This is a genomic window from Ideonella sp. (assembly GCF_044358605.1).
GTDB lineage: Bacteria > Pseudomonadota > Gammaproteobacteria > Burkholderiales > Burkholderiaceae_C > Ideonella.
This window is the reverse complement of sequence record NZ_JBIKNQ010000016.1, coordinates 49,553-67,279: the sequence shown is the minus strand read 5'-3', so window position 1 is coordinate 67,279 and position 17,727 is coordinate 49,553. Positions and strand designations below refer to the sequence as shown.

Below are 17,727 nucleotides of genomic sequence, written 5' to 3'. Positions count from 1 at the left end.
GTGCGGTGAGGATTACTTCTTGGCGGGTTTGGCGGGCGCAGGCGCAGAGGCACCACCCGACGGCGCGGCGGCATTCAGGCGCTTGACCACGTTCTGTTCCAGCGTCGAAATCTTGGCTTCCATCGCAGTGCGGGTCTCGGCCACCAGCTTTTCGGCCAGCACCTTTTCCATTTCACCGGCCAGCGCCTGGTACTTGCGCACCGTGGGCGACTCCAGCATGGCGATGACTTCCTTCAGCTCCGCTTCGGTCAGCTTCTCTTCAAGCAGTGCGCCGATGGTGGTGGGGCCCAGCTTGACAGCACGATCGCGCAGCATGGGGACGGCATCGTCCGCATATCGCTTCACGTCGGCCTGAATCTCCTTGGCCACTGCAGCCCGCTTTTCTTGCGGCACTCGGGTGTTGAGCACGCCGTCGGCCTGTTGCAGCATGGCCATGGCGGGGCGCTCAGCCAGTTCGCGGGCCATGTTCTCGATGGCGCTTTGCTGCAGTTGGACGACCTTGGCGACCAACTCTTTTTTCGACTGCGCCATGGCGGCACTGGTGCCGCCCAAAAGCCCCAAGCTCAGGGCGACGGGCAGGGTGGCTTTGAGGATGAAGTTCACGTGTTGCTTTCGTCTGCGGCGCCGTCAGTCTCTGCGTCGCCTGGGGTTTCGAGTTGCGCGTCGTTCTCGACGATGCGCTGCAAGCCGCTGAGTTTGGAGCCATCGTCCAGCGCAATCAGCGTCACGCCTTGGGTCGCGCGACCGAGTTCACGAATTTCACTGACCCGTGTGCGCACCAGCACACCCTTGTCGGTGATCAGCATGATCTCGTCCTCAGCACGCACCAGCGTAGCCGCAACAACCTTGCCGTTACGCTCGCTTTGCTGGATGGCGATCATGCCCTTGGTGCCACGGCCGTGGCGGGTGTACTCGACGATGCTGGTGCGCTTGCCGTAGCCGTTCTCGGTGGCGGTCAGCACGCTTTGGCTTTCGTCTTCGGCCACCAGCATGGCGATCACCGCTTGGCTGTCTTCAAGCATCATGCCGCGCACGCCACGGGCTTGGCGGCCCAGCGGACGCACATCGTCTTCGTCAAAGCGCACGGCCTTGCCGCCATCGCTGAAGAGCATCACGTCGTGCTTGCCGTCCGTCAGCGCGGCACCAATCAGGTGGTCGCCTTCGTCCAAGTCCACGGCAATGATGCCGGCCTTACGGGGGTTGCTGAATTCGTCCAGCGCCGTCTTCTTGACCGTGCCGCGAGCGGTACACATGAAGATGAAGCGGTCTGCCGGGAAGACCCGGTTGTCACCGGTCAGCGGCAGCACTACGGTGACCTTCTCGCCGGGCTGCAGCGGGAACATATTGACGATGGGCTTGCCTCGGCTGGCACGGCCGCCCTGCGGCACTTCCCAGACCTTCAGCCAATAGACGCGGCCGCGGTTGGAGAAGCACAGAATCCAATCGTGGGTGTTGGCCATGAAGAGCTGGTCGACCCAATCGTCTTCTTTGGTGGCCGTGGCCTGCTTGCCGCGCCCTCCGCGGCGTTGTGCCCGGTACTCGGCCAACGGTTGGCTCTTCATGTAGCCCGTGTGGCTCAGGGTCACCACCATGTCGGTGGGCGTGATCAGGTCTTCGGTGCCCAACTCTTGGACGTTGTGCTCCACCACCGAGCGGCGTGCGCCGACTTTGGTTTGACCAAACTCTTGGCGCAGCGCGGTGAGTTCTTCGCTGATGATGAAGGTCACGCGCTCGGGCTTGGAGAGGATGTCCAGCAAGTCAGCGATGACGGCCATCACCTCTTTGTACTCGCCGACGATCTTGTCTTGCTCCAGGCCAGTAAGGCGCTGCAGGCGCATCTGCAAAATCTCGCCCGCTTGGTCTTCGGAGAGGCGGTACAGGCCATCGGCCTGCATGCCGAAATGCATGGACAAGCCCTCAGGGCGGTAGGCTGCAGCACCACCAGGGTTCTCGCTGTCGGCACGGGCCAACATCTCGCGCACCAATGACGAATCCCAGCTCTGTTGCATCAAGGCGGCCTTGGCCACCGGCGGCGTGGGCGACTCTTTGATGATGCGGATGAACTCGTCGATGTTGGCCAGGGCCACCGCCAAGCCTTCCAGCACATGGCCGCGCTCGCGGGCCTTGCGCAGCTCAAACACGGTGCGGCGGGTCACCACTTCACGGCGGTGCTCCAAGAAGATGTCGAGCAACTGCTTGAGGTTGCACAACTTGGGCTGGCCATCAATCAGCGCCACCATATTGATGCCGAAAGTGTCCTGCAGCTGTGTTTGCTTGTACAGGTTGTTCAGCACCACCTCAGGCACTTCGCCGCGCTTGAGCTCAATCACCACCCGCATGCCGGATTTGTCCGACTCGTCTTGGATGTGGCTGATGCCTTCGATCTTCTTCTCGTGCACCAACTCGGCAATGCGCTCCAGCAGCGTCTTCTTATTGACCTGGTAGGGCAGTTCATCAACGATGATGGATTGGCGGCTGCCCTTGTCGATATCTTCGAAATGCACTTTGGCGCGCATGACCACACGGCCGCGCCCGGTGCGATAGCCTTCACGCACGCCATTGATGCCGTAAATGATGCCGGCCGTGGGGAAGTCGGGCGCGGGAATGATCTCCATGATCTGTTCCAGCGTGGCGTCCGGCACTTTCAGCAGGTGCAAGCAGGCGTCCACCACCTCATTGAGGTTGTGCGGTGGAATATTGGTGGCCATGCCCACTGCAATACCGGCGGCACCGTTGATCAGCAAATTGGGCAAGCGTGCGGGCAACACCAAAGGCTCTTTTTCGGAGCCGTCGTAGTTGGGCCCGAAATCGACGGTTTCCTTGTCGATATCGGCCAGCATTTCATGGGCGATTTTCGACAGCCGGATTTCGGTGTATCGCATGGCGGCGGCGTTGTCGCCGTCCACCGAGCCAAAGTTGCCCTGGCCATCCACCAGCATGTGACGCAGAGAGAAATCTTGCGCCATGCGAACAATGGTGTCGTACACCGCGGTGTCACCGTGGGGGTGGTACTTACCGATGACGTCACCAACGATACGCGCCGATTTCTTGTAGGGGCGATTCCAGTCGTTGTTCAGCTCGTGCATGGCGAACAGCACGCGCCGGTGCACGGGTTTCAATCCGTCGCGGGCATCAGGCAGGGCCCGCCCCACGATCACGCTCATGGCGTAATCCAGATACGAACGCCGCATCTCCTCTTCGAGGCTGATGGGCAAAGTTTCCTTGGCGAATTGGGTCATGGGCAGGGTGCTGTTGGCCTTTTTGTATCAGCCAGACAGACCGGGCAATGTGGACGAGGGCCTGATTCTAAAGGCCATCTCTTGTGGCACTTGCGCAACATCGCGGGCCGACTGTCGCGCTCGGCAGCGCAAAATACGGCGTGAGCGATGCCCTATGGCACAATGAGTCATCGGTGGTGAGCGCTCGCAAGGACCGGGTGTTTGCCAGGTTTTCTCGCTTCCGATTTGGACGTTACGCAGAGTTACTGCGGCTTTCCTTGAGAGGAGAATCATGAAGAAATTGAACAAGGTAGCGGTGCTGTTTGCATCGGCTGCGCTTGCTGCTCCGCTGTCGAGCGCTTTCGCCCAGTCTATTGACAACTGGCGCAACGTTGATGGCTTGGTGTGGAAGAACGGCACCAACGAACTGTGCTGGCGCGATGCTTTTTGGACACCGGCTACCGCCGCTGCCGATTGCGACGGCGCTATCAAGGCAGCTGCTCCGGCACCTGCCCCGGTAGCCAAGCCAGCTCCCGCCCCTGTGGCACCTCCCGCTCCTGTGGCTCCCCCAGCTGCTCCGAAGCCTCCAGCCGCTCCCGTGAGCGAAAAGGTGACCTACGCTGCTGACGCCTTCTTTGACGTCAACAAGTCGGTGCTGAAGTCTGAAGCCAAGGCCAAGTTGGACGACCTGGTTGCTAAGACCAAGGGCGTGAACCTGGAAGTCATCATCGCCGTCGGTCACACCGACAGCGACGGCTCTGACGCCTTCAACCAAGCCCTGTCGGTGCGCCGTGCAGACTCCGTGAAGGCTTACTTGGTTGCCGCTGGCATCGAGAAGAACCGCGTGTACACCGAAGGCAAGGGCGAGAAGTCGCCTGTGGCCGACAACAAGACCAAGGAAGGCAAGGCCAAGAACCGCCGTGTCGAGATCGAGGTCGTCGGTACTCGCGCCACCAAGTAATCGGTTTTCCGATTGCCCCCAAAACCCCGCCTCGGCGGGGTTTTTGCTTTTTCAAAGCTAAGATTCGCACCATGGTGAATGCAGACACTCAAGAGCTGAGCAAATTTGGCGACTTGGCCCATCGCTGGTGGGATTTAGAAGGCGAGTTTCGCCCTTTGCACCAAATCAACCCCTTGCGTTTGGACTGGATCGCATCGCACGCGACCTTGCAGGGTGCTCGTGTGCTGGATGTCGGCTGTGGCGGTGGCATCTTGGCCGAGTCCATGGCGCTGCGCGGCGCCAATGTACTGGGCATTGATCTTTCCACCAAGCCGCTCAAGGTGGCTCAGCTTCATGCCATGGAAGCGGGTGTCAGTGGCTTGGTTTACCGTGAAGTCGCGGTTGAGGCCTTGGCAGCCGAGCAGCCGGCAGGTTTTGATGCGGTGACCTGCATGGAAATGCTGGAGCACGTGCCAGACCCGGCTTCTGTGGTGCGGGCTTGTGCGGCCTTGGTGAAGCCTGGCGGCCACGTGTTTTTCTCCACCCTCAACCGCAACGCCAAGGCCTTCTTGTTGGCCATTGTGGGCGCTGAGCATGTGCTGGGCATGCTGCCCAAAGGCACCCATGAATACGCTAAGTTCATCCGGCCCAGCGAGTTGGCGGGCTTCGCGCGCGAAGCGGCGCTGGAGCTTATTGAGTTCAAGGGTTTGGAGCACAACCCCCTTACCAAACGATATTGGTTGTCAGCCAACACCGACGTCAACTACTTGATGGCCTGCCGTCGTCCCACATGAGGCAGGATATTCAAGCGGTGCTGTTCGACCTCGACGGCACCTTGATCGACAGTGCGCCCGATTTGGCAGGCGCCGCCAACGCTTTGCGAGCGCAACACGGTCTGCCCGCCTTGCCTTACCAGCAACTCCGCCCGATGGTGGGTGCGGGCGCGCGCGGCATGGTGGGGTTGGCCTTTGGTGTCAGCCCAGGCGAGTTGAAGTTCGAAGCGCTTCGCGACGCCTTCTTGGCACAGTACGAATCCGCTCTCTTGGTGCACACTCATGTGTTCGCCGACATGCTGCCTGTGCTGGCTGTGTTACAGGACGAAAGCTGCCCTTGGGGCATCGTCACCAACAAGAACAGTCGATTCGCGCTACCGGTGGTGGCCGGCTTGCCTGCATTGGCCAACAGCGGCGTCTTGATTTGCGGCGATACCACGGCGCATGCCAAACCTCACCCCGAACCACTGCTTGAAGCCGCGCGAAGATTGGCGGTGTCGCCTCAAGCGTGCGTTTATGTGGGTGATGACCTCAGAGACATCGAAGCCGGGCGTGCTGCCGGCATGCGCACGGTCGCGGCGGGCTGGGGCTATCTCGGGCAAGGCGAGCACATTGAGGACTGGGGCGCAGATTTCATCGCTTCAAGTCCGCAGCAGCTCTTGAAATGGCTGGAAGAGGCGTAAACTGAGGTTCTCACGGGGCCGACCTGGTTTCGACGTGGGTTCAAAGTTGGATTAGGGCATGCCGAGCACCAGTTCGCTCGTAAAACCACTGGAAACAAAGTAACTGCAAACGACTCTACGTTCGCACTCGCCGCTTAATACCGGCTGAGCATCTCAACGGTTGGCCCATGGGCCGGGCCTGAGCCGCAAGGCAAGGGCTGAGATGACATTCACATGGGCTGGTTTTCGGGTGTGCCACACATCCGAAGACGAGACTTTGTGGCTGGCGTCCTGGGTAGCGTGCTGCTGCGCGACCTGGGGAGCGAGATTCAAATCAGACAGCTAAGCACGTAGATCTACCTGGCAATGGCTTACGGACGGGGGTTCAATTCCCCCCGGCTCCACCACTCTAATGTTCGCGGGCGTCCGTGAACGTCCAAAGGGCTAAGCAAATCAACAGCTTAGCCCTTTTTTCTTGTCCGTTAGGGTGCGAGAACGTCCGCCAACATCCGGCCCGAGGTGCAAGAACTTCTGCAAGAACTTGCTATGCTGCGAGAACTCGGCTTCGGAGTTCTTGCAGTGGCACGCAACCTAATCGCCTCAGACACCACCATTCGCGCCCTCAAGGCGGACACCGCACCGGCCCGCCTGAACGATGGCGACGGGCTTTACCTGCTGACCTTCGTCAAGGGCGGGGCGCACGGCTGGCGGTTTGCCTACTCGCTGAACGGCAAGCGCAACAACATCAGCTTGGGCACCTACCCGGACACCGGCCTAGGCCTGGCCCGCACCAAGGCCGACGAATTCCGCGCCCTGGTGAGCCAAGGCATAGACCCGAGCCAAGCCCGGCAAGCCAGCAAGGCCGAACAACAGCGCCAGCAAGCTGAAGCCAAGCGGGCGGACAAGGGTCTAGCCCCGTCTGGGTCTTTTGAGGCCGTGGCCCGTGAGTGGCTGGCCCATGTCCACGGGGCCAAGGTAAGCCCCGGCCATGCGGAAAGAACCCGCGTGCGCCTGGAACAAGATGTGTTCCCCTACATCGGACGCCAGCCCCTGGCCGAGATTGAGCCGCCCGAGCTGCTGGCCGCGCTGCGCCGCATCATCGACCGTGGGGCCATCGAAACCGCACACCGGGCAAAGGATGCGTGCGGGCAAGTCTTCCGCTATGGCATCGCCTCGGGCCAGTGCGTGCGCAACCCTGCCGCCGACCTACGGGACGCCCTGCCACCCGTGCCCACGCGCCACCATGCCGCCATCGTTGACCCCGTGAAGGCGGGCGAGCTGCTGCGAGCCATGGCCGACTACCAAGGCAACCCCATTACACGGGCCGCGCTGGCGCTGTCGGCCTTGCTGTTCCTGCGCCCTGGTGAGCTGCGTCAAATCGAGTCGGCATGGCTTGACCTGGCCGGGGCCATGCTGACCATACCGGCGGACATGATGAAGCGCACCAAAGACGCCAAGGCGAACGGCACGCCCCACCTGGTGCCCCTGGCCCCCCAGGCCGTGGCCGTCTTTCAAGACCTGCAAGCCCTGACAGGGGCCGGGCGCTACGTGTTCCCCTCACTGCTGAGCGACAAACGCCCCATGAGCGAGAACACTGTGCGCACCGCCCTGCGCCGCCTGGGCTATGCCAATGAAGACATGACGGCCCACGGCTTCAGGGCCATGGCCCGCACCATGGCCGCTGAGCGCCTGGGCATTGCCCCCGAGGTGATAGAGGCACAGCTCGCCCACACCGTGGGCGATGCCTTGGGCCGGGCATATAACCGCACGCAGTACCTCGACCAACGCCGGGAGCTGATGACCAAGTGGGCCGCGTACCTTGACCGCCTGCGCACGGGTGCCCAGGTGCTGCCCCTGCGCCCTGGGCAAGCCGTGGCCTGACCACACCGAGCCGCCCGCACCACCACACCGGCCCGCCCTATGGCGGGCCTTCGTCCTTCTAGCTTGGCCCGCAAGGGCCTGCATTGCCTTGCGTGCCTGTGCTGGCCGCTGGCCGGGTGCGCTGGCCAGGCCGTGCGGGCCTGCCCGCATGGGTTGCCGCTGTGCCCGTGGTGGGGGCGTGGCGGTTCATCCTTCGCGCCATATTCGGGCCGGGTTGGGCACCAGTGGCTCAACAGGTGCGGAAAAAAGGCCGGGCGGATGCGCAAGCCGGGCGGGAACACGGGATCAAGGCCAAGGCCAAAACCAAGAAACCCAGCATTGACGCGGCTTAGCGGGCGGTTTGGGCTGGCGCTGGGTGACGGGATCAAGGACGGGATCAAAACGGGACGGCGGGATCAATAGGGATGAGCTATGAATACTCTCTCTCTACTCTCTCCCCCTGCCTTTGGGTGTGCCTTGGCCCCCCTTCATGGGTGATCGGCCCCAGGTGCAGGCACGCCCAGACCCCGGAGGGGGGGGTTAAATCTCTGAGCGTGTCCAATCAGAGGACCGACGCCATAGGCGGATTTTTGTACGCGTAGGTTTTGGGGGTGGGGGGGGTCTTTTCTGCTATGGCCTGTCACCAGCTCGCCCGGCCTGGCCGACCTGGTGGCCCGGCCAGCGGCACACCTTGGCCCACCTTTGCCCGCCTGGCTGGCCTGCGTGCTGGCTGTGGTCTTGGCCCCGCTCCCTCCCTGGTGCATCGCCCTGGAAATTGGGCGCGACAGGGACACCCCGGGGCCGCCAACAGCGCGACGGGATGGTGCAGGCGTCTGCACTGGCTCACTGCATGAGCCTGTACCATAGGCAGGCACCGCACACGCGCCGATTGATCCCCGGCGCGATGCCTTACCCCCGTTAGGCTGTGCGGTGCTTCACTGATGCGACGGGGGGAATGGGGGCTTCATGAAGCTGGACTTATCGCCTGTCGCACTCGGTCAACCGGCCATCACTGCGACCTTTGAAAACACTACTTCGGTGCGCCTAGTTGCCATCGTCGATGCACTGAGCGAGTGGGGGCCGTGGCGGGAGCGCGTTGCAGCCACCTGCAAGCGCCTGGCTGACGTTCAAGAGGCTGAATGGTTCCTGATGGCTGACAGCGAGGCCGCGCCGGGCTTCCCGTTCATGGATGACTTCGTGAGCCCGGCCAAGAGTCGCATGTTCAATGAGCTGTTCGCACAGATTGACCAGCGCATCAACGGGGCCAGCCCTTCATGGGCGGCTGGCTGGTACCTGGAGGAAAAGAACCCCCACCGCTTCACTGAGTACCAAGCTGTTCTTGATGAGATGCGCGAGATCCTTGGTGGTGATGCTTACCTGCAAATGCTTGAGGGTGAGCCGGTGCTCAGGATGCCGCGCCACATCTACACCGCTGCCGACCTGGCCGAGCTGTTGACGGTCGAAGGCATCAAGGCGCAGACCTATGCAGCGTGGGCCGGGCATGAGCTGGTGGGGCGGCTGGCTGTGTCGGTTGTCGGTGTGGCCCGTGTCCTTCCTGAGCTGGAGATTGTTCACCGCGCCAAAGAACCGGCGAAGCTGTTCGCATTGCCGAGCCGTGCGGAGAACTCCGCCAAGGTTGCGGCACTGGTGGCCACGTTCAAGCGGCCAAAGAACAAGGCCGACCAATGGACTCAACAGAGCACCGAGGAACTGCGCCGCCAAATCATCGACCTGAATGTTCTTGGGGTGTCAATCAAGGATGCGTGCATCACGGTGGCCGAGGCCTGGAATAGAGGCCTTCCAGACCATCACCCGGAGCGTGTAGAGCATGAGTCAATAGCGACCCATTGGCGGGGCAGCACCAGCCGCTTGGAAAAGCTCAAACGCGCCAACAAGGACAAGCGACAGGCCTAGCCGCACCATTACGCATTACGGGCCTTGAACCGTAATGGCGTAACGGTTCCCACTGAGGTTTTCGACGCACGGGGCGTCTTTAACCCTCAAGGAACCGCTATGCACCTTGTCCACACTTCAACCGGCCCGGCCCCTGCGCCTGGTGCTGGTGTCACCGCTGCCGCGCCGGTCGATGCGCTGTGGCGTCTGCCTGCCACTGAGGCCGCTACGGGCCTGAAGAAATCGACCATCTACGCGATGGTCAAGCGGGGCGAGTTCCCCGCGCCTGTGCAGGTGTCTGCACGCTGCGTGGCCTGGCGTTCATCGGCTGTGGCCGCGTGGCTCGCCAGTCGGCAAACCAAGGCTGTGGGCACATCCAGCGCCAGCAATCAGGGGGCCGCATGAACCCCCGACTTCCCAATGATGTGCAGGCCGAACTGCTGAAGCGCTTCGCTCGCCTTTTCGCTGCCTACAGGCGTGCGGATAAGAACCATCGGATTCTGAAGCGCACATTCCACGACCTGCGAGCCTTGAACCCCATACGGGCAATGGCCGCCTATGAAAGCGTGGTTGTCGGTGATCCCTGCGAGCCCCAGATTCCGACCAGTCGCTTAGTGGTGACCGACTACACGACCGGCGAGACGCTGGCGCGCTCCCTGCCTCAGAAGTGGGATGTGTTGGAAGTGACCGAGGGCGACACACCATGACCCGCCCGGCCTGCATTGCACCCGTGCCGCGTCTTGGCATACACTCCGCTCGCCCTTGCACATCAAGGGCCGGGTGTGGAAGCCCGAAGCAAAAGGCGTGCGGCCGCCTATGGCCCGGCAAACAAGCCGGGTTCAAGAGCGGTTTTTTTCATCGCACGTTGCGTCTGGTGTCCGTTTCTAAGACGGCCCGGACGGGGGCGCCTTCGGGTGCGCCGGTCCCTTTTGCCCGGTCTTCCAACCCCGTTTCGGGCCGTCACCCTCGTTTGGAAGCGGGGGCGGCGGTTGACTTAACCGCAAAAGGAGCCGACACCATGGCTGGTTCACCTCTGGGCACATCCGCGCCCACATCCCCCGCACCTGGCGCAGCACAGCGCCGCCCCCTCTACCGCGTTCCCACCTCGACCCGCACGCGCCGCCTGCATGGCGTCTGCCTGGTGGGTGATTCGCTGCTGAGTGTCTTCAGCACTCGCACGGCTGGCGCTGTTGGCCGGGCCGTCACCTTGACCGTGCAAACCAGCGCCAGCGAGCGCACCCTTAATCTGGCCGCTGCTGACTGCCGCGTGCTGGCCCGCTCCCTGGTGCTGGCTGCTGATGCTGCCGAGCTGGGCACTGTGGCCCACACCCACACAGCCCACCACCAAGCCCAAGCCACCACGGAGAGCGCAGCATGAACACCACCACCCACACCACCCTGAACACACTCGCCCACACCCTGGAAGGCTTGGCCCTGTCCCTGGCCGCTGAAGGCTTTGCAGCATCGCACCCGCTGGCCGTGGCCGTGCAGCAAGCCCAGGCACAGCAAGCCGCGTTAAAGATCGACCTGGCAGGCTTTGCGCAGCGCACCGCCGACGAGCTTTGCACCGTTGCCAAGGCACTGAAAGAGGCCCACCGGGACAGCGCTTACTCTGGCCTGCCTGCCATGGCCGCGCAAGTGCTGCACACGGGCGCAAAGGTGGACGGGCTCAATATGGCCTGTGGTGGCCACGCTTACGTGGGGGGCCTGTCTGAGTGGATGACTGAGGGCGATATTTCCCTGCGTGTGATCCTGGCGGATGGCTCAACTGTGGCCCAAGAGATTGGCGGTGCAGCATGACCAAGCGCACCACCACCAAGACGGCCAGCACAGCCGCAACGGCCAGCGCCGCACCCCAGGCCTTGCCGCACCTTGCACAGCCCCCGCATGGCCCCGTGGAGGCCCTGCACCAGCCCTTTGAATGGCTGAGTGCCCGTGACGTTGCGCCCACGCTGCCGACTGATGTAGTGCTTGAGCTGGTGAGCCGCAGTTATGACGTTGCCAATGGCGTCTCACTGGCCCTGCGCATGTTGGAGCAGATCAAAGTTGATGAAGCCATGACCGACGGCGACGGCAACCCCTGCCGCCCCTTGCTGAATGGCAACGATGCGGGCCACTTGTTGCGCCTGGCGATGGCCGCGACCGACATGCTTGGCAATGACATTTCCCGCTTTCATGACTTCGCGCTGGGCTACACCGAGGCGTTGCAAGCGGGGACCGGGCAATGACGGGCCGCAAGCCTGCCGACCCGTGGGCCTCGATGGTGGGTGGCCTGGCTGGCAAACCGCAAGGCCGGGCCGGTGGCATCCAGTCCGAGGCGGACGCGGCCCAATGGCTGGCCCGCGCCGCCAAGATCATCCAGACCAGTGGAGAGCGGCCCCAGCTCAAGCTGAAGTGCGGGGCCACTTGGCTGATTGCCCACTTCCGCCTGCCTGGTGTGCTGACCCTCACGCCCGAGGGTGAAGCCGAGCCCATCGCCGCATCAAAGCCGGGCGAGCCGTCCACCGTGGCGACCTGGCGCGAGTGCCTGTAATCGGGTGGTGTGCAGGCGTCTGCATGAGCCGCACGCCACCCCATGCGAGATAGACCAATGCCAACAAACAACCGCACCCCTGCGGAGCGCGTCATCACGCCCGAGCTGATCCGCGATGCTCTGAGCTGGATTCCCCCTGACCTCGACCGTGAGGAATGGGTGCGCCTCGGGATGGCCGTTAAGGCTGAGTTGAGTGAAGCCGGGTTTGACCTCTGGGACGAATGGAGCAAAGGGGGCCAGAACTACACCGAGGCTTCAGCCCGTGAGGCCTGGCGCAGCATCAAGGCCGGGGGCCGCGTGAAGGTGGGAACCCTGTTTATGGTGGCAAAGGGCCACGGGTTCACCTTCCCCGCTGATGATGGCGTGCAGGCGTCTGCACCCGACCGGGCTAAGGCTGAAGCCGAACGCCTGCGCCTGGCTGAGAAGCGCAAGCAAGAACAAGCCGCCCAAGAGGCCGAATACAGGCGGCGGGCCGATGCAGCCGCACGCGAGGCCGTGAAGCTGTGGGCCAGCGCCAGCCCCCAAGGCGTGAGCCCCTACCTAGCCCGCAAGGGTGTTCAGGGCCACGGGGTGCGCTACCTGGCGGACGGCACGCTACTGGTGCCCGTGCGCAACGGTGCGGGCGAGCTGCTGAACGTGCAGCGCATCATGCCCAGGCAACCCACCGCCGATGAATACGCCAAGGGTGCCCGAGAAAAGCGCTTCCTGGCCGGTGGCCGAAAGTCTGGGCTGTGGCACACGGTGGGCGATGCGGCGGGCGCTGCGGTGGTGCTGCTGGCCGAAGGCTACGCCACCGCTGCAACGCTGCATGAGGCCACGGGCTACCCGGTGGCCGTGTGCTTTGATGCGGGCAACCTGGCAACCGTGGCCCGTGCGCTGCGTGAGCTGCTGCCCGCTGCCCTGATGCTGGTGTGTGGCGATGATGACCAAGACACCGAGGCCAAGACCGGCAAGAACCCAGGCCGGGAAAAAGCGGCCACGGCTTGCCGTGCGGTGGTGGTGGCCGATGCTGCTTTGTCTGGTGCAGTCTTCCCCGAGGGCTTGCCCGCTGGTGGCTCAGACTTCAACGACCTGGCCGCTCATGCGGGCCTGGATGCCGTGCGCGCCCTTGTGGCCGCTGCGGTGCAAGCCCCGCAAGTGCCAAAGCCCCGGCGAGCCGCAAAGCCGGGCCATGGAGACGATGAAACCGGGCCGGATGAGCCAGCGCATCAAGACGCGGGCCAGCGTGCCCCCAAGGCCCAAAAACCAGCGCCAGCGCCTGGCCGTGATGCTGCACCTGCTGGCGCTGGTGGTGGTGGCCGTGGTGGTGATGGCGATGGCCAAGCGGGCGACGATGACGACGACGACACCAAGCCCCAGGGCCGCAAGCCTGGCCGTGACCCCTTCGAGCTGACCCCCTCGGGCGTGTACTTCATCGCCCGCGATGCGGACGGCAACGAAAAGCCGCCCCTATGGCTGTGCGCTCCCCTGCGTGTCACGGCCCGCACCCGTGGCGACGATGCCAACGGCTGGGGCTGCCTGCTGGAGTTTGAAGACCTGGACGGCAACGCCAAACAGTGGGCCATGCCTTCTAGCCTGCTGAGTGGCGAGGGGGCCGAGTGGGCCGCCCGCCTGCGTGACATGGGCCTACAGATGGCCCCAGGCGTGAAGGCCCGCAATCTGGTAGGCCAGTACATCGACACCCGCAACCCCAAAGAGCGGGCGACCTGCACTGACCGCGTGGGCTGGCATGAAGGCGGGGTGTTTGTGCTGCCCTCGGGCTGCATTGGTGAGGCTGAAGAACGCCGGTATGTCTTCCAAAGCGAAAGCGGCATGGAGAACACGTTTTCAAGCCGGGGCGAGCTGGCCGACTGGCAGCACAAGGTGGGCGCACTGTGCGAGGGCAACACTCGCTTGTTGTTCGCCCTGGGCTGTGCCTTTGCCGGGCCGCTGCTGCGCCTGGCTGGCATGGAAAGCGGGGGCTTTCACTTCCGGGGGGATTCCAGCATGGGCAAGACCACCGCCCTGAAGGTGGCCGCCAGCGTGTGGGGCAAGCCCACCTATATGCAGCGCTGGCGCACCACGGACAACGCCCTAGAAGCGACCGCCGTGCAGCACTGTGACGGGCTGTTGATCCTGGATGAGATCGGGCAGGTTGACGGGCGCGTGGTGGGTGACTGTGCTTACCTGCTGGCGAACGAACAAGAGAAGGGCCGCAACACTCGGGGCGGGGTCAACCGCAAGCGCCGCACGTGGCGTCTGCTGTTCCTGTCCTCGGGCGAGATGAGCATGGCGCAGCACATGGCCGAGGCCGGTAAGCGGGTGATGGCGGGCCAAGAGGTGCGCATGGTTGACATTCCCCTTGACGCTGGCGCTGGCATGGGGGGCCTGGAGGTGCTGCACGGGCATGAAGGGCCGGGCGACTTGGCCGATGCTGTGACCATGGCCGGGGCTCGCCAGTACGGCACAGCGGGCCGCGCCTGGCTAGAGTGGCTGGCCCCAAGGTTTGCGGCCATGCCGGGCCGCATTGCCCCAATGCTGGAGCGGTACAAAGGGGCCATCGTGCCCGAGGCTGCGAGCGAGCAAGTGCGCCGCGTGGGTGCCCGCTTTGCGCTGGTGGCCGTGGCCGGTGAGCTGGCGATAGAGGCGGGCATTGCGCCCTGGCCAGCGGGCCACGCTGCGGACGCTGCCCGCCATTGCTTCAATGCTTGGCTTGGGGCGCGTGGGCACCTGGACAACGGGGAAGATGCGGCCATGTTGCGACAGGTGCGCGCCTGGCTGGAGAAGAACGGCGATGCGCTGTTCACCTGGATGCATAGGGGCATGGATGACCACCGCCCGAATACGGCCCTACGGGTGGGCTTCAAGCGCATGGTGGACAGTGAAGGCGAGCCGCTGAAGTTCGATTCAGCGACCGACTACATGGAGAAGACAGGCGGCGGCGACCGGGAGAAGCTAGAAGGCCTGGTTGAATTCCTGGTGCTGCCCGAGGCCTTCCGGCGTGATGCCTGCAAGGGCTTCGACCCCAAGGCCGTGGCCGAGCTGCTGCGCAAGCGTGGGCACCTCAAGCATGAGCGCGATAGGCTCATGAACAAGGTACGGTTGCCCGGCATGGGCATGACACCCTGTTATCACGTGAAGCCCTCGATCTTCTCTGATGAGCTGTAAGCGCTGGACAGGCATACAGCGCCAGCCCTGAAAGTTGATCCCGTCACCGAGTGGACGGGATCAACCCCCCAGCGTGTGACGGGATCAAGAAAACCTAGCATTCATGCGGGTTTGCGGGGAGTTGATCCCGTGATCCCGTTGATCCCGTCAAAAAAACAGCCGGGCCGAACATTTGCGCCGGGTGGTGGTCTTTTCGGTGTTGCGATTCGCATACGTCTGTGGATAAGTGACCCTGCGTAATGCGTGCAAGTAGAGCGCAAGTGCCCAATAAATGGGCAGATCAACGTAACCCATTGATTAAAGTAGATAAATCACGCTCATTTGTGTGCATAACTTCAGAATCCTACTTGCAACAACGGGCGTTATGTTAAATCGAAGTAGATAAAAAGCCGGTTTTTGATCTACTTTCATTCGTGTGCTACGCTGCGAGCAGCGTAGTGAACAGCCCCAAAGGTGCCCCATGCAAGAACCCCAAGCCATGACCCCCGACCAGCTCGACAGTGCCCTAGCCGCCCTGGAGTGGAAGGGCTCAGACTTTTGCCGCCGTGTCGGCCTGGTGCCTAACACCATCTGGCGCTGGCGTAAGGGGCTGGCCCCCGTGCCCCTGTGGGTTGGGGAGTACCTGCGCGCCATGCTGGCGCTGAAAGAGCTTGCAGACCGCTTCCTCAAGCCGCTGCCGACCTCGGGCGCACCAGTTGACCCGGAAGCGGCGGACTGAGCGCCAAGCCTTGGCCGCTGGCGCTGGTTTCGGGCCTGCTGGCCGGTAGGGCTGTGAGCCCGTCCTGCAAGAACTTTTGCAAGAACTCGACCGCTCAAACATGCGTTTTCATAGGTGAGTTCAAGTGACCCCGGCCCACCACCTGCGCAAACGCCCTGAAGGCTTCCGCCCTCAGGGCGTTTTCTTTATTGCACCCTCAACCCGACAACAGCCTGTGAACCAACTCCGGCGTTGTTGCGGCGCCGACCTTGCGCATCAAGCGCGCACGGTACACATCCACGGTGCGGGGGCTGATTTGCAGCTTTTTGCCGATCTGCTTGCTGGTGTCGCCTTCAATCAGCAGCGCGGCAATCTCGCGCTCGCGGGCGGTGAAGTCCACCTTCAGCACGCGGCGGGCCGAGAGGTCTTCAAAGCTCCAGATGCCGGCAGCGTGGGGGTCTTGGGCGTCGAGCGCGCGGCCCGAGACGTGGCACCAGAAGTGCTCACCGCTGCGGCGCTTCATCACGCGGTCGTCGGCATAGCGGCCGTCGGCGCCTAGGCTGCCGATGATGCGTGCGCCGGTGCGTTGGTACTCGTCAGAGCTTGGATAAAGCACTTCAAAGGACTGGCCAATGTGCTCATCTCGGGTGCCGCCAAACATAGCCAGGAACTGCTGATTGACGTCGACCATGAGCCGGTGACGGGAGAGCACCAGGCCAATGGGCGCCATGTCGAAGGCGGTACGGTAGTCGAGGTCGATCATTCAGGCAGACTCACAGCAGGGCATAAGTGGTGGTGGCTTGCATGGCGAGCTTGCCGTCTGGGAGACGGATATCTATGCTGCCAAACACGATTTGGCGCCCTGGGCGCAACACCGTGGCGATGACGTCCAAGTGCGTGGTTTGCCTAGGCACAGGCCTTAGAAAACTGCTGTTGAGCTGCACGGTCGTCATGGGCTGAAAGGCGCCGAGCTGGGCTGAGATGGCCAGCACCATGGCGGTGTCGGCGGCGGCCATCAAGGTCTGGCCGCAGACCACGCCACCGCCATGCACCATCTCGTGGCCTACAGGCAGGCGCAGGCAAACCTCCGACCCCTCGACGCTGCGAGCTTGCAGGCCCAAGGCCTGCACCCAGGGGGCAAACAGTTGATCCAGCATGCGCTGGGCGTCTTCAACCGTGGTCAAGGGCAAGGTGTCAGGGGGCATGGGTCGGGCCTTAGTCAAATCTACGTAGTGACTACGTAATGTGTTACGTAGTACCCTTCGTGCCCATCCGAACAAGCCCGGAGGCTTTCACCCATGAACAAGATTTACCCAAGCGCAGCGGCCGCGCTGGACGGCATCGTCCACGACGGCCAACTGCTTGCCGTTGGCGGCTTTGGCCTCTGCGGCATCCCTGAGGCCCTGATCGACGCCCTGCAAGCCAGCGGCAAAAAGGACCTGACCGTCATCTCCAACAACGCCGGTGTCGATGGTTTCGGCCTGGGCAAACTTTTGGCCACGCGGCAGATCAAGAAGATGATCTCCAGCTATGTGGGCGAAAACAAAGAGTTCGAGCGCCAATACTTGGCGGGCGAGTTGCAACTGGAGTTCACGCCCCAAGGCACTTTGGCTGAAAAGCTGCGTGCCGGTGGTGCTGGCATTCCGGCCTTCTTCACCAAGACCGGTGTGGGCACCATCGTGGCAGAAGGCAAAGAGTTGCGTGAGTTTGACGGCCACACCTATGTGATGGAGCGTTCATTGACGCCTGAGGTGTCGCTGGTCAAGGCCTTCCGCGCCGACAAGAGCGGCAATCTGCAGTTCCGCCGCACCGCGCGCAATTTCAACCCGAACGTGGCCATGGCCGGCAAGCTGACGGTGGTGGAGGTCGAAGAGATCGTCGAGACCGGCGCGATCGACCCGGATCAGGTCCACCTGCCTGGCATCTTCGTGCATCGGATCGTGCTGAACACCACGCCCGAGAAGCGCATCGAACAACGTACTGTCCGCAAGGCCTGAGGAGAAA

General features: G+C 63.0%; 18 protein-coding genes and 1 other RNA gene. 15 read left to right on the top strand and 4 right to left on the bottom strand.

Annotated features, from left to right (window positions below; translation table 11 throughout):
* Window positions 1–12: 12 nt before the first annotated feature.
* Window positions 13–603, bottom strand: coding sequence for a hypothetical protein (locus ACIQ3Q_RS08045; protein ID WP_396268527.1), 591 nt, complete (start codon window positions 601–603; stop codon window positions 13–15).
* The gene (gyrA, locus tag ACIQ3Q_RS08040) at window positions 600–3,239 is read right to left on the bottom strand and encodes a DNA gyrase subunit A (RefSeq protein WP_396268526.1); all 2,640 of its coding nucleotides are present in this window, start codon (window positions 3,237–3,239) and stop codon (window positions 600–602) included. The genes ACIQ3Q_RS08045 and gyrA overlap by 4 nt, the downstream gene beginning before the upstream one ends.
* A gap of 271 nt (window positions 3,240–3,510) precedes the next feature.
* On the opposite strand from gyrA, the gene ompA reads away from it, so the two are divergent.
* The 14 genes from ompA (at window position 3,511) to ACIQ3Q_RS07970 (ending at window position 15,744) form a co-directional block, all read left to right on the top strand.
* The gene (ompA, locus tag ACIQ3Q_RS08035) at window positions 3,511–4,179 is read left to right on the top strand and encodes an outer membrane protein OmpA (protein WP_396268525.1); all 669 of its coding nucleotides are present in this window, start codon (window positions 3,511–3,513) and stop codon (window positions 4,177–4,179) included.
* A 71-nt stretch (window positions 4,180–4,250) separates the two neighbouring features.
* Complete coding sequence (gene ubiG, locus ACIQ3Q_RS08030; RefSeq protein WP_396268524.1) at window positions 4,251–4,952, top strand: bifunctional 2-polyprenyl-6-hydroxyphenol methylase/3-demethylubiquinol 3-O-methyltransferase UbiG; 702 nt, start codon at window positions 4,251–4,253, stop codon at window positions 4,950–4,952.
* Window positions 4,949–5,614, top strand: a complete 666-nt coding sequence (locus ACIQ3Q_RS08025) for an HAD family hydrolase (protein WP_396268523.1) — start codon at window positions 4,949–4,951, stop codon at window positions 5,612–5,614. Before ubiG ends, ACIQ3Q_RS08025 begins: the two co-directional genes overlap by 4 nt.
* Window positions 5,615–5,628: 14 nt before the next feature.
* Window positions 5,629–6,000, top strand: a transfer-messenger RNA (tmRNA) gene (gene ssrA / locus ACIQ3Q_RS08020).
* 172 nt (window positions 6,001–6,172) lie between these two features.
* The gene (locus ACIQ3Q_RS08015; protein ID WP_396268522.1) at window positions 6,173–7,474 is read left to right on the top strand and encodes a tyrosine-type recombinase/integrase; all 1,302 of its coding nucleotides are present in this window, start codon (window positions 6,173–6,175) and stop codon (window positions 7,472–7,474) included.
* 945 nt (window positions 7,475–8,419) lie between these two features.
* Window positions 8,420–9,367 (top strand): hypothetical protein, encoded by a 948-nt coding sequence (locus ACIQ3Q_RS08010; protein ID WP_396268520.1) that lies wholly within the window; start codon window positions 8,420–8,422, stop codon window positions 9,365–9,367.
* 99 nt (window positions 9,368–9,466) lie between these two features.
* Entirely contained in the window at window positions 9,467–9,751 is a 285-nt protein-coding gene (locus ACIQ3Q_RS08005) for a helix-turn-helix transcriptional regulator (protein ID WP_396268518.1), read from the top strand.
* Window positions 9,748–10,053, top strand: a complete 306-nt coding sequence (locus ACIQ3Q_RS08000; protein ID WP_396268517.1) for a hypothetical protein — start codon at window positions 9,748–9,750, stop codon at window positions 10,051–10,053. Before ACIQ3Q_RS08005 ends, ACIQ3Q_RS08000 begins: the two co-directional genes overlap by 4 nt.
* A gap of 311 nt (window positions 10,054–10,364) precedes the next feature.
* Complete coding sequence (locus ACIQ3Q_RS07995; protein ID WP_396268516.1) at window positions 10,365–10,724, top strand: hypothetical protein; 360 nt, start codon at window positions 10,365–10,367, stop codon at window positions 10,722–10,724.
* The gene (locus ACIQ3Q_RS07990) at window positions 10,721–11,146 is read left to right on the top strand and encodes a hypothetical protein (protein ID WP_396268515.1); all 426 of its coding nucleotides are present in this window, start codon (window positions 10,721–10,723) and stop codon (window positions 11,144–11,146) included. The genes ACIQ3Q_RS07995 and ACIQ3Q_RS07990 overlap by 4 nt, the downstream gene beginning before the upstream one ends.
* Window positions 11,143–11,574, top strand: coding sequence for a hypothetical protein (locus ACIQ3Q_RS07985; protein ID WP_396268514.1), 432 nt, complete (start codon window positions 11,143–11,145; stop codon window positions 11,572–11,574). Before ACIQ3Q_RS07990 ends, ACIQ3Q_RS07985 begins: the two co-directional genes overlap by 4 nt.
* Window positions 11,571–11,879: a hypothetical protein gene (locus ACIQ3Q_RS07980; RefSeq protein ID WP_396268513.1), complete on the top strand. Its 309-nt coding sequence runs from the start codon at window positions 11,571–11,573 to the stop codon at window positions 11,877–11,879. Before ACIQ3Q_RS07985 ends, ACIQ3Q_RS07980 begins: the two co-directional genes overlap by 4 nt.
* Before the next feature lie 57 nt (window positions 11,880–11,936).
* Complete coding sequence (locus ACIQ3Q_RS07975; RefSeq protein ID WP_396268512.1) at window positions 11,937–15,026, top strand: DUF927 domain-containing protein; 3,090 nt, start codon at window positions 11,937–11,939, stop codon at window positions 15,024–15,026.
* 460 nt (window positions 15,027–15,486) lie between these two features.
* A complete protein-coding gene (locus ACIQ3Q_RS07970; RefSeq protein ID WP_396268511.1) occupies window positions 15,487–15,744 on the top strand; it encodes a hypothetical protein in 258 nt (85 codons plus the stop codon).
* Window positions 15,745–15,940: 196 nt separating this feature from the next.
* Here the strand turns inward: ACIQ3Q_RS07970 and ACIQ3Q_RS07965 are convergent, their stop codons facing one another.
* Together ACIQ3Q_RS07965 and ACIQ3Q_RS07960 are read right to left on the bottom strand one after the other, a co-directional pair.
* Complete coding sequence (locus ACIQ3Q_RS07965) at window positions 15,941–16,486, bottom strand: LuxR C-terminal-related transcriptional regulator (protein ID WP_396268510.1); 546 nt, start codon at window positions 16,484–16,486, stop codon at window positions 15,941–15,943.
* 10 nt (window positions 16,487–16,496) lie between these two features.
* Complete coding sequence (locus ACIQ3Q_RS07960) at window positions 16,497–16,928, bottom strand: PaaI family thioesterase (RefSeq protein WP_396268508.1); 432 nt, start codon at window positions 16,926–16,928, stop codon at window positions 16,497–16,499.
* Window positions 16,929–17,021: 93 nt separating this feature from the next.
* On the opposite strand from ACIQ3Q_RS07960, the gene ACIQ3Q_RS07955 reads away from it, so the two are divergent.
* Window positions 17,022–17,720, top strand: coding sequence for a CoA transferase subunit A (locus ACIQ3Q_RS07955; protein WP_396268506.1), 699 nt, complete (start codon window positions 17,022–17,024; stop codon window positions 17,718–17,720).
* Window positions 17,721–17,727 lie beyond the last annotated feature (7 nt).